Consider the following 12,219-nt stretch of genomic DNA (forward strand, 5'->3'; position numbering starts at 1 on the left):
AATCACACATTTACTATTAGTATTCTCATATAATTTTTATAACTTCTATGATTTATTACGACAAAATACGTTTATCTTTTTATAAAGTCAATATCACTTCCATTAGTTATACATTTTTGAGCACAAAAAGAATATTTTAAAGAATTTAATCCTATATATGAATATTTATTTTTAATGTATAATTTTGTCTCTTTAGAGAGAAAAGTATTTATCTAATTTTAATATTATAGGAATATATAGTTGTAGTAACTAAACAACTACTTAATAATATTAAAGTAAAGGAAGGATAAAAAATGTCAAAAGTTTTATTTTTAAACATATTAGGGCATGGACATATCAACCCTACTATAGGTATAGTTAAAGAATTAATAAATAGAGGTGATGAGGTTACTTATCTTGCTGGCGAGGAATTTAGAGATAAAATTGAAAAAACAGGTGCTAAATTTAAAGGTCATAAGAACTTATTAAATGCAAATTTTCTTGGAGGAAACTCAAATTTTGAAAACAATCAGGGATTATTAGATGGAATGAGCACTCTTAAAGAGATAATTGAAATCATATTTAATTCAAAAGAAAAATTTGACTATATTATCTATGATTCATCATTTATGCTAGGTCAAGAAATAGGAAGAGTATTAAAAATCCCAACAATTTGTTCCAATACCACATTTGCAGTAAATGAAAAAATATTAGAATTGCAAGCTGATAAGTTTAAATCACAACTAGAAGAAATAAAACCAAAAATAGCAACAATTTTAAGCAGTTCGTTTTTCATGGGTTTCATAAAAGAATTAAAGGAAAAGTATGATATAAACTTTCCTGTTATGCTTGAACAATTCGCTGGAAAAGGAATGATGAATATCGTATATACATCTAAATTTTTCCAGCCATACGGTGAAAGTTTTGATGAAAGTTATAAATTTATCGGGCCATCAATAGCTGATAGAGAAGAAAATATACATATTGATTTAGATAACGAAGATAAGAAAATCATTTACATATCTCTAGGTACCGTATTTAATGACTTAATTGAATTTTATGAGGACTGTTTTAAAGCTTTTAAAGATGTAGATGCCAAAGTCGTCATGTCTGTAGGTAAAAAAATTAATATTAATATGTTCAAAGAAATACCATCAAATTTTATTGTGCGTAATTACGTTTCTCAACTTGAGGTACTAAAACATACAGACGTATTTATTACTCATGGTGGAATGAATAGCGCAAGTGAAGGATTATATTATGATGTTCCATTAATACTTATTCCTCAATCTGTCGATCAACCTTATATAGCTAATAGAGTCGTAGAATTAGGTGCCGGAATTGCCCTTGATAACAATAAAATCACTCCTGAAATATTAAAAGAATCTGTAGTTAAAGTTCTTTCAGATGATAATTTCAAAATAAACAGTAGAAAAGTCGGAAAATCCTTAAGAGAAGCTGGTGGATATAAGAAAGGTGTTGCTGAAATAATCGATTTTACAAGTTCTATTTCGCAATTAGTATAGTACATTTATTTATAAGTTTTGAGCCAATGCTTATTAATTAGCATTGGCTTATTTACATCATATTATTATAGATACTTAATCATATACAAATACTGCTTCTATTTCTGCAGTTATTTTATTCTCTCCTATTTCTATAGGCGTAGCTTCGCTTGCAGCTTTAAAGGTCATTGCTTGAAATGGAGCTATCTCTCCCCCTCTAAACTGTTCTTTTATTTGTATTGGAGTAATATTTAATTTTGCATTAAGCTTATCTGCCATAATAACAGCTTTATTCTGGGCATCCACAATAGCTTTAGTCAATGCTTGATAATAATACCTTCTATTATCTAAAACTCTAAAAGTCACACCACTTACAGTATTAGCACCATTTTTTACAGCAGTATCAATTATTTCGCCCGCTGAAGCAATATCTGTAATTATAATTTTTAAGTTATTACTTACTTCATAATCTCTAAAAACCTGTTTTCCATTTATATAATCGTAATTAGGCCTGATATTATAACTGGATGTTTGTATATTCTTCTGCTCTACACGGGCATCTATTAAACTCTTTATAACCTGAGTAGTTATCCTGGCATTTTCCATTTGAGCTGCTTCTAATTGCACATTTTCTGTTGTCACACCAACTATCACTTCTGCCATATCTGGTCTTACACTTATGTTTCCTTCTCCAAAAACATTAAATCTATTCATAATCTCGGGCTTATTATTATCATCTAAATTATAATTATAGTAATCTTTTTGCTCATACATAGTTTGATCCCTTCAAAAAATTAACTATTTTATAATATGATCTTTTTCTTTCAATTGCCTCTTCAACTAATTAATACATCTTTATTTTTTTATATTATCCTTTTAAAGTACATATATCCACTTGCAGTTATATTATACAGTTAGAAAACTCCTTGCATTGATGTATAATAGTTTTATCTAATTTAAGGCACAATCAAGTAAATAACAAGTCCATGTGCCTAATATATTATTTTACAAAATGTGCTAATAGTTATAAACAAGCACATTGCAAGGAGTGAAAATTAGTATGAAAAGATCTAAAAAATTATTTATTTTTTTAATAGGAATATTATTAGCTGCTACTGCTGCATTAGCAATTTATAAGCATTTTAATGAAAATTCATTAAGCAAAGTACCAAATGCACCAAATTCAATAACTGATGATAATTCTAGTTCATCTTATTACAAAGATTTATACGGAACTTGGACCGTAACAAGGCATGTTCCTTCTAGTATTAAAACAACTTTAAGTGACTCTATTATATCTCTTTGCATTGGCCAGAAATTTACAATTGAAGAAAATAAAATCAGCTCACTATTTATCACAATTTCTGATCCAGTCATTAAAGAAGGCACTATAACCGCTTCTGATTTTTCAAATAAGTATAAAGATACTTTTAAAAATTTAGGGATAGCTGGCAATGAACTAAAATACGTTAATGTCTCTGAAAAAGATAAGAGCGATCATTCAGCAACTATTTTTATTTCAAGTGACGGAAAAACATATGCTTTATTAAGCGGGGCATTTTTCGAGTTACAACGATCTTAGGCACAATCAAATAAATATATAAAATATTAAAGGCTATAAATATATGAGTTTAATTAAATATCTCATATACTTATAGCCTTAAAGTAATCTTAATTTTGATTTTCCCACGAACGCACATATTCCTCTAATATTTTATGAAGCGCTTCTCCAATTTTTGAATATGCATAGTCGTTAAGATTCGCTAGGGAAATCCTAATTGACCATTCAGGTCCTTTAAATCCTCCTCCACTCAAAAGTACTATAGCCGATTCTTCAGCTAATCTATATAAAATATCTACTGGCTTATAATTTCTTTGAAGATACTCACCAAATTCTTTTCCATAATAGCAGGTAGCCCATTCTAGCAAGTCAAATTCTGTATAATAAGCAGCATCATACGGATCTTCCCTTAAGCCTAAGCCCAAACCCTTAAATAAGAGTTTTTGTCTTCTCCTGCAAATATCTTTTGTTTGATTCTTATATCTATTTTCTTTATCAAGAAGAGCAAATGTACAAAAGAAAACCATTTGAACCTGCTGAGGTGTTGATAATCCAGCTGTATGATTTAGTGCAACCTGTCTGCTATCTGCTACAATCCTATCTATAAATTTTATATCTTCTACCTTAGTAGATAGTGCTCCATAGCGCTGTTTCAGCTCAACTTTCTTATCTTCTGGCACTTTCATTAACAGCTTATCAAAAACATTTTCTTCATAAAGTGCAATAGTACCAAGACGCCAGCCAGTTACTCCGAAATATTTTGAGAAAGAATAAACGCCTATTGTATTATAAGATAAATCTGCCATTAATGAACGAAATCCATTAACAAATGTACTGTACACATCATCTGAAATAATCATTAAATCTTGATTGTATTCTTTTACTATATGTACTAACTGCTTAACGCTTTCTGGCTTAATTGCAACTGAAGGCGGATTACTTGGATTAACAACAAATAAAGCTTTTATTTTAGGATCCTTGAGCTTATCTAGTTCTTCTTCAGGATATTGCCATGTATGTGTTCCATCCTTTGTTAGTTCACTAGCATTAATATGTATAACCTCAAAATTATATCGAGGAAGATGCGGTATTTCAAGGTAAGGGGTAAAAACAGGGACCATCAGTGCTATCTTATCACCATGTTGTAACAATTCATTAGCAATTAAGCTGTCAAATATATAACACATTGCTGCTGTAGCTCCCTCCACAGCAAAAATATTAAATCTTCCTGTAGGAGGTTTATTATAACAAAGTTCCTGTACAAGATACTCATGTACAATTTTTTCAGCATGAATTAGCATCCTATCTGGCACTGGATAATCATCCCCAATAATTCCATCAGCTAGTTCAAATATCCATTCATCAGCATCAAATCCTTGCTCTTTAATTCCGTAATCAATTATATTTTTTAAAAGAGTTATTCCAGGCATTTCTTTATGCTTTTCTAGAAAATCATAAAATCTCTCAGCTATCCCTATTTTATGCGGCATTCCTGCTAAATCATTATCATTGTATACTTTCCTGCTTTCTTCAACCGCAAAGATACCAAAAACAAAAAACGCCTCTCGAGGTGTTGCTGCTATCCAATTAGGATTTCCCCTACCTGCATTTAATAATGTACTAGTACTTTTTTTCCTCTGCCCTTCAGCTAGGTCTATTAATCTGTCTTTAAACTCAAACGGGCTGATTTTTCCATATACTTTTTCTATTTCTTGTCGTTGAACATTTTTTATATCCATAATAAAACTCCTTAACAATATATAAATTATATTTAGTATTAGTTTTAAATATATGTTAATAATTTATTCCTACTAAAATTATAAAATTCATTTTATAAAAGCTTTAGGCACATGAAAGAAAATAACAGGCCAAAGATGCGGCGCATATTTTGCGTCAGGCAAGGAAGTAAATTCTACTCATAGCGGGTCTATTAGTAAAATTTGCTGACGCAGTATGACACAAAATAGGTAAGCATACTGGCCTGTTATTTTTTTGATTGTGCCTTAAACCTCAATAGTTATCTACATGCTGATTCCTTTGGTTTAAATTTCTATAAAATTATTGCTTGCATGAAAATTTTAAATATGTTATTATAATCTCACATCAAGAAAACAACTACTTTGTAGATGATTTTGGTTATTATTTCTGGAATATTCGTTAAGCTCTTATTTTGAACCTACATTTACATTTTGGGAGTTCAATATTTAGATGAAGAAATGTACTTTCTTGTGAGTCCTTTTGTTCGGCATTGAAGGCGATTGAAACATCTGTGAGGGCACCCACCTATCGAGAGATAGGCGTCAAAATTAGAGTACCGGTATTTTGGATATAATGTTTCGAAAGATTTAGTCAATACTTTTAAGGTATTGGCTTTATTTTTTTGTTTAAATTGTTTGTTTTAATATAAGATACTTATAATTACATTAATTTTAAAATTATATTTTCTTATTAGCGAAATCCAACTTCTCTAAAATATACAACACATATTATAAACTTTTTGTATCAAAATATTAAAAGCTAATAGATTTATTCATATAGAAATTAACTATGTTTAAGGCAAATGAACTTGTTATTTATTTGATTATACCCAAGTGAAGGAGTGATAGAAGTGTCAAAAGCATTGTTTATAAATATATTAGGTCATGGACATATTAACCCAACCATAGGTATAGTAAAAGATTTAATTAATAGCGGAGAACATGTTACATATATAGCTGGTGAAGAATTTAGAGATAAAATTGAGAAAACAGGTGCTAAATTTATTGGTCATAGAAATTCATTTAATGTATCAAATTTTATTAATTGTGGATTAGATTTAGAAAGCAATGAAGGCTTATTAAACGCTTTAAACACATTTAAAGAAATAGTTGAAGTTGTTTTTAATTCAAATGAAAAATATGATTATGTAATTTACGATTCGTCATTCATTTTAGGTAAGGAAATAGGAAAAGCACTAAAGATTCCTACCATTACTTCAACCACCACATTTGCAATAAATAAAGAACTAATAGAAAATGTATTCAAATCACCACTTTCTGATGAACTTAAACGTAGATTTCAAGGTTTCAAACCCAAAATGAAAGAAATTTTAAATAGCTCAACTTATAAAAACTTTATAAGTGAACTAAAGGAAAAATATAATATTAACTTCCCTGATTTCTCCAATAGATTCACCAAAAGAGGTATGATTAACCTCGTATACACTTCTAGGTATTTTCAGCCTTATGGAGATAACTTTGATGAGAGTTATAAATTTATTGGTCCATCTATAATTAATAGGAACGAGGACATTAATATCGACTTAAAAAATGACAATCAAAAGATTGTTTATATCTCCTTAGGAACAATATTCAATAATTCTATAGATTTTTACGAAAACTGCTTTAAAGCTTTTAGTAATATGGATGTCAAAGTTATTATGTCTGTGGGTAAAAATACTGATATTACTAGTTTAAGCGATATTCCATCAAACTTTATTGTCCGTAATTATGTACCACAGCTTGAAATACTAAAACATTCTGATGTATTTATTACTCATGGGGGTATGAATAGTACAAATGAAGGTTTATATTACGATATCCCGCTTATTCTTATTCCTCAATCTGTGGATCAGCCCTTTGTAGCTAATAGAGTTGCTGAACTTGGTGCTGGAATTGTTCTTGACAAAAATGAGATCACCCCAGAAATATTAAATGATTCAGTAACTAAAGTTCTTTCTAATATGGATTTTAAAATAAACAGCAAAAAAATTGGTGAATCTTTAAGAGAAGGCGGAGGATATAAAAAAGGTGTTGATGAAATTCTAGCTTTAATAGATTAAAAATCTACATGAGATTCTTTAACAATATATATATAAATCTACATGAAAAGTATTATGTAAAATTAATTTTCTTATTTTCCCTTCTAACCATTAAATAAAAAGCCAAATCTTAAAGATAAAACTTTGGCTTTTTATTTATTCCTATCTAATACTGATTTAATGCATGTTAAAATAAGTAATTAATGTCTTCCTCATACTCTATTTTTATCTAGACTATAACTGTGTATTTTGGCTAAATTCTAAAATACTATGCCCTTTAAATCGTCAACTTTTATTTTTAATAAGGTTGACAATATACCGTAATAATACTATACTAATTTTAAATTTGTTTTGAAATGAAATTTGGGAGTGACTAGATATGAAAGAATTAACCGAAGAGATTATAAACGGCAGGCGCCTAAACAGAAGCGATGATTTAAAATTTTTACTAACTACAGATTTAGAAGAGCTATGCATGGGAGCTGATAAAATTCGTAAAAAATTATGTGGTGATAAAGTTGATCTTTGTACCATAATTAATGGGCGCAGCGGTGGATGCAGCGAAAACTGTAAATTTTGTGCTCAATCTGCTCATCACAATACTGAAATTAAGGAGTATGGCTTTTTAGATCCAGACATAATACTAGAAGATTGTAAGAGAAATGAAGCAAATGGTGTTCATCGTTACTCTATAGTAACAGCAGGAAGAGCTTTAAATGGTGCAGATTTTGATAAAGCTGTACAAGCTTATAAAAGAATGAAAAGAGAATGTTCAATAAATTTATGTGCTTCACATGGATTTCTATCAGAAGAAGAATTTATTCGTTTAAAAGAAGCCGGAGTCACAATGTATCATTCAAACATTGAAACTTCAAAAAGAAACTTTCACAATATTTGTACTACACATTCATATGAGGACAAGATAAGAGAAATTAAACTAGCTCAAAAAGCTGGATTTAAAGTTTGCTCTGGTGGAATAATAGGAATGGGTGAAACTTGGGAAGACAGAATTGACATGGCAGTGAGCTTATACGAACTTAATGTTGTATCTATACCAATTAACGTATTAATGCCTATAAAAGGCACTCCTTTAGAAACTGTAAAAAGAATTTCTATAGAAGCTATTTTGCGTACAATAGCAATTTTTCGTTACTTAAATCCGACATCATATATTCGTATGGCTGCTGGAAGAAGCTATTTCAAAAATGGCGGCAAAAGAATTTTCTGTTCCGGTGCTAATGCAACAATTACTGGAGATATGTTAACTACAGTAGGAAATAATACATACCAAGATAAAATTATGCTAACAAACCTTGGCTTTAACATTGAAAAATAAAATAACATTTAATACAAAATTATAAGGAGACTGAAATTATGGAAAATACTAATAAAATGAGCACTCGTCAATTGACTTTAATTGCTGTAATGACAGCTGTTACTTGCGTCTTAGGACCTTTTTCACTACCAATTGGACTAGTACCAATTTCATTGACTAATTTGGTAATTTATATTGCAATATATTCATTAGGGCAAAAAAAGGGAACTATTAGCTACATAGTTTATCTTTTAATAGGTGTTATAGGGCTTCCAGTATTTTCAGGATTTTCTGGCGGATTTGCTAAGCTAGCTGGACCAACAGGTGGTTATTTGATCGGATTTATTTTTATGGCATTTATAAGCGGCTTATTTATTGATAGATTTTCAGGTAAAATCTATATGTGCTTTATAGGAATGACATTAGGTACCATAGTTACATACTTATTTGGTACTACCTGGCTAGCATATGTTGCAAAGATTCCTTTTAATGCAGCTTTCTCTGCTGGTGTTATCCCTTTTATTCCTGGAGATATAATAAAAATATTACTCTCTTCCTTGATAGGGCCTCAAATTAGAAAAAGACTAATAAACGCTGGCTTATATGATTAATATTAAATAAATTCTATTACTAAAATAAAGATAGACTCTCACAAAATACTCAGTCTATCTTTATTTCATTAACATATAAAATTAAACACACTTCTTTTCTTGTTAGCTTTTAAATGCTTTCTTATAATTTTCTAATACTATTTTAATATAATATTCTATGGCATTTCCTAATTCACTAAAATCTTTGTATTTATCCAAATAATAACACCTATACATTCTATTTATAGTATAATTTATACTGCAGCTATTAAAGCCGCTCTCATCAATATATTCCTGAAAATGGATACTTTTTCGATTTAAATTTATACGAACTTCTATTTCAAAATCTGGTGCTATAACTATCTTATTATTTGAATATAACAATTTATTTTCATTACATAAAACTTGAATGTGCTGAATTATTATTTCTTCATCCATAATTCTACCTCCAAATATTACTTAAGCATATCTTATGTACATTCATTAATTATTATACTTTTTTATATTTCAGCGAATTTTTTTACTTAGTAAAATACAATTTTACCATATTGTTGTAACATAACTGTAACAATAACATGGTAAACTTACATAATTAGTAAGAGGTATTTACTATACATATTATTATATTCCAGCATAAAATTGTAAATACATGTCATAATTTGCATTATAGTTTATTTTGAAAAAATCGTTTCATGTAGTTTATAATAACTATATGTATAAATTAGTAAAAAGAGGTGTTATTATGATTAAGTTAAAATTGTTTCAGTTAAAATTTAGAATATTTTTAAGAAAATCTATTCTAAATAAAATGTTAAATTTTCTTTTACCTAATAATAAATTTGTTATTATTATTTCTCAAAACTTAGACAAGCACATTGTTATATATCATAAGATAATGCATGAAGTTTATCATTCAAAACTTCCAAAAGCTAATTTTAACTAACTTTTAGAATAACTACTTTACTTTAACTAGCATTGGCTTTATTTACGTCTCTATTTATATAGCAGTCTAAAAGCATTTTTAACACTACGATAAAAAGTAGTAGACATCTTTTACATTCTTATTTTTAATATGGTCCTATCTAATTCTTTTATATTTAATAATCTCTTTTTTAAATACGGAGATATACCTACATATCTTTCTTTAGGGTGCTTATCATGTATCAACACATTCTATTTTCTTATATATAAGATTCTTTAATTCTGCATATTTCTATATTTTTTACTCTTGTATTAAACAACATAGAAATTTTATATCTTATAAATGAATGTTATAAAAAATACAGCGTTTAAGAACTATTTATATATCAAACTCACTCTATTTTTTTCTTATTTGTATGTTATCATCATACAATGTTTTATTATATTGTAGAGCATATTAATTCATATATTTCAATATAAAATTTAAACAAAAAATAAGAGCAATAAAGATTCCTCTCTACTACTCTTATTTTGTAAATATAGATGTTTTCTAATAGACTTGGGAATATCTATTAGTATTATTATGTTTGTTTATATAATAACACATTATTACTAAATATTCAATATATACTAATAATAATTATTATTTTAAAAGATAAAAAGAGCCCGGCAAAGCTTACACTCTTTTATAACTAAGTTCTTCAATATGCTTATATTCATAATTATATATTATTCTGAAAGTATTTTATTTACTAGTTTAGTTAGCTCATCAATAATCATGTCTTTTTTTATAAAATAAGTAGCACCTAATGCTTCGCAAACACGTAATTCATTAGAAAAATTATTCTCCCCACCATCTGAAAGGACAATTACTTTTATGTCTTTATTTTCTTCTCTTAGTTCTACTACAAGTTCCAATCCAGTTTTTTTTGGCATATATATATCCGTAATCACCAAATCAATGTTACCTAATTTTTTATATATCTCAGTGCCTTCTTCGCCATCGCAGGTTTCATATACATTATAATTTGCCTTTTCTAAAATAAGCCTTATAAACTTTCTAACACTTGAATTATCCTCAACTACTAATATATTTTTTTGCTTTTCATTCATATTTTTCAACCTCTCTTTTTCATTTTATAATATAAATTCCATACTAAATCTAATACTTAATTTTCTAATATTAATACCATTTTCATAATATGAACAAAAAAAAACAACTTAAACTAATCAAAAAATATTAGCTTAAATTGGTCGGTTGCACTATTAACTCCAAATTCTCAAAGTGCCCATATAGAGAGAATTTTTCACCGTTTCCACATTTTTTATATTTTTGTATAATTTTATATCTTTGTATGTATATATTATTACATTAATGCAAAAAAATCAATAAATTTAAAATTATTGATTATGAAAAATAAAAGCAGACTAAACATTTTTATCCGAATCTACCTTATATGGCTATTTGTGCAACTTAATCGAATCAGTAGAATTTGAAATTTCTTCAGCACTATCATTTGTACTAGCTGTTAGTTAAAGACTTGTATGCAATTCTTGTATATCCAGTTTGCATACACAATAAACATGTATAATTACCGTAGTGTACCGCAAAAATAATATATGTGTCGCCTACAGCATTTCCGGAATTATTTACTATTAATGCTTTAGGCAATTTTCCACTGTTCAATTTGTTTACTCAATTGCTTATTACGTCTTATATTGTAGGATAACCATTTTGGGTTAATTGTTATAAAAAATAAGACTAAGAAATTTTTATAGTTCCTTAGTCTATTATCAATAATAATATTTATATTTAACTGTATACAAACAAACCCGCTATATACCCTAATAACCCCGAACATAATATTGCCAATATTTTAAATATTGGAATTTGATTTTTTATTTCCATAAACTTAATCCTCTGTCTTTCAAAATCTTGTATTTTAATAATTTAATTATAGCATGTACAATTGTTATTATCTACCGAGTGGCTCGTTCTATCTTTTATTTATATTTATTTATAATTTATATTGATTTAATATATTTGACATAATCCTGTCACAAACCAGTAATATAATAAAACTATGATGATAGTTAAAGCATTATTATTTCCCCTAAAATAATAATAATAATATATATAACACAGTATTCAGGATAACTATTAAATGGTTATCCTTTTTATTTTGTATTTAATTTACTAATAGTTTATATTGAGTTAATATAATTGACATAATACTGTCACAATAATCTTATATACTTAAAACATAAAGTAATTAAAGCATTATTATTTACCCTTATCAAATAAAAAGAATGACTTATTCCCCTAAATAAGTCATTCTTTTTTTATTTATTCTTTTACAACTAAAATATTTTCATTATTATTAAAGTTAATTCCTCTAATTGTGTTATTGTATATTTTTCTTTTATGACATAAAAAAATAAATTCATATCGGATATATAAGAATTAATAGTTTTATTACTATAATTTTTTAATTTCAATTCATAAATAAATTCAATAAATTCATTTAAAATATCTTTAAATAACAAAA

General features: G+C 27.6%; 10 protein-coding genes, 1 other RNA gene and 1 riboswitch. Of the genes, 6 read left to right on the forward strand and 5 right to left on the reverse strand.

What is annotated here, in order from left to right:
* Positions 1-293 precede the first annotated feature (293 nt).
* A complete protein-coding gene (locus CDLVIII_RS20010; protein ID WP_009171291.1) occupies positions 294-1,505 on the forward strand; it encodes a macrolide family glycosyltransferase in 1,212 nt (403 codons plus the stop codon).
* A 75-nt stretch (positions 1,506-1,580) separates the two neighbouring features.
* Here CDLVIII_RS20010 and CDLVIII_RS20015 read toward each other — a convergent pair whose 3' ends face one another.
* The gene (locus CDLVIII_RS20015; RefSeq protein ID WP_009171292.1) at positions 1,581-2,258 is read right to left on the reverse strand and encodes an SIMPL domain-containing protein; all 678 of its coding nucleotides are present in this window, start codon (positions 2,256-2,258) and stop codon (positions 1,581-1,583) included.
* A 286-nt stretch (positions 2,259-2,544) separates the two neighbouring features.
* On the opposite strand from CDLVIII_RS20015, the gene CDLVIII_RS20020 reads away from it, so the two are divergent.
* Positions 2,545-3,066 (forward strand): hypothetical protein, encoded by a 522-nt coding sequence (locus tag CDLVIII_RS20020; protein ID WP_009171293.1) that lies wholly within the window; start codon positions 2,545-2,547, stop codon positions 3,064-3,066.
* Between the two features lie 89 nt (positions 3,067-3,155).
* Here CDLVIII_RS20020 and aspD read toward each other — a convergent pair whose 3' ends face one another.
* A complete protein-coding gene (gene aspD / locus CDLVIII_RS20025) occupies positions 3,156-4,784 on the reverse strand; it encodes an aspartate 4-decarboxylase (protein ID WP_009171294.1) in 1,629 nt (542 codons plus the stop codon).
* Positions 4,785-5,184: 400 nt separating this feature from the next.
* Here aspD and ssrS point away from each other — a divergent pair.
* The 4 genes from ssrS (at position 5,185) to CDLVIII_RS20040 (ending at position 8,770) form a co-directional block, all read left to right on the forward strand.
* Positions 5,185-5,378, forward strand: a non-coding RNA gene (gene ssrS, locus CDLVIII_RS30135) — 6S RNA.
* 275 nt (positions 5,379-5,653) lie between these two features.
* Complete coding sequence (locus CDLVIII_RS20030) at positions 5,654-6,865, forward strand: macrolide family glycosyltransferase (protein WP_009171295.1); 1,212 nt, start codon at positions 5,654-5,656, stop codon at positions 6,863-6,865.
* 358 nt (positions 6,866-7,223) lie between these two features.
* Entirely contained in the window at positions 7,224-8,180 is a 957-nt protein-coding gene (gene bioB / locus CDLVIII_RS20035) for a biotin synthase BioB (RefSeq protein ID WP_009171296.1), read from the forward strand.
* Positions 8,181-8,218: 38 nt separating this feature from the next.
* Positions 8,219-8,770, forward strand: coding sequence for a biotin transporter BioY (locus tag CDLVIII_RS20040; RefSeq protein ID WP_009171297.1), 552 nt, complete (start codon positions 8,219-8,221; stop codon positions 8,768-8,770).
* 102 nt (positions 8,771-8,872) lie between these two features.
* Here the strand turns inward: CDLVIII_RS20040 and CDLVIII_RS20045 are convergent, their stop codons facing one another.
* From CDLVIII_RS20045 to CDLVIII_RS20060, 3 genes are all read right to left on the reverse strand, one after another.
* Positions 8,873-9,187, reverse strand: coding sequence for a hypothetical protein (locus tag CDLVIII_RS20045; RefSeq protein ID WP_009171298.1), 315 nt, complete (start codon positions 9,185-9,187; stop codon positions 8,873-8,875).
* Between the two features lie 1,212 nt (positions 9,188-10,399).
* Positions 10,400-10,783: a response regulator gene (locus CDLVIII_RS20055; protein WP_009171300.1), complete on the reverse strand. Its 384-nt coding sequence runs from the start codon at positions 10,781-10,783 to the stop codon at positions 10,400-10,402.
* A 130-nt stretch (positions 10,784-10,913) separates the two neighbouring features.
* Positions 10,914-10,997, reverse strand: a riboswitch (cyclic di-GMP riboswitch).
* Positions 10,998-12,031: 1,034 nt separating this feature from the next.
* On the reverse strand, positions 12,032-12,217 hold the full coding sequence (locus CDLVIII_RS20060; RefSeq protein ID WP_009171302.1) for a hypothetical protein: 186 nt from the start codon (positions 12,215-12,217) through the stop codon (positions 12,032-12,034).
* Between the last annotated feature and the right edge of the window lie 2 nt (positions 12,218-12,219).

The sequence above is a fragment of the Clostridium sp. DL-VIII genome, assembly GCF_000230835.1.
In the GTDB taxonomy this organism is placed as follows: domain Bacteria; phylum Bacillota; class Clostridia; order Clostridiales; family Clostridiaceae; genus Clostridium.

Bases quoted from the DNA above. Each gene is read 5' to 3' on its own strand.
- CDLVIII_RS20010 (WP_009171291.1), top strand. From the start codon at position 294: ATGTCAAAAGTTTTATTTTTAAACATATTAGGGCATGGACATATCAAC.
- CDLVIII_RS20015 (WP_009171292.1), bottom strand. From the start codon at position 2,258: ATGTATGAGCAAAAAGATTACTATAATTATAATTTAGATGATAATAAT.
- CDLVIII_RS20020 (WP_009171293.1), top strand. From the start codon at position 2,545: ATGAAAAGATCTAAAAAATTATTTATTTTTTTAATAGGAATATTATTA.
- aspD (WP_009171294.1), bottom strand. From the start codon at position 4,784: ATGGATATAAAAAATGTTCAACGACAAGAAATAGAAAAAGTATATGGA.
- bioB (WP_009171296.1), top strand. From the start codon at position 7,224: ATGAAAGAATTAACCGAAGAGATTATAAACGGCAGGCGCCTAAACAGA.
- CDLVIII_RS20040 (WP_009171297.1), top strand. From the start codon at position 8,219: ATGGAAAATACTAATAAAATGAGCACTCGTCAATTGACTTTAATTGCT.
- CDLVIII_RS20045 (WP_009171298.1), bottom strand. From the start codon at position 9,187: ATGGATGAAGAAATAATAATTCAGCACATTCAAGTTTTATGTAATGAA.
- CDLVIII_RS20055 (WP_009171300.1), bottom strand. From the start codon at position 10,783: ATGAATGAAAAGCAAAAAAATATATTAGTAGTTGAGGATAATTCAAGT.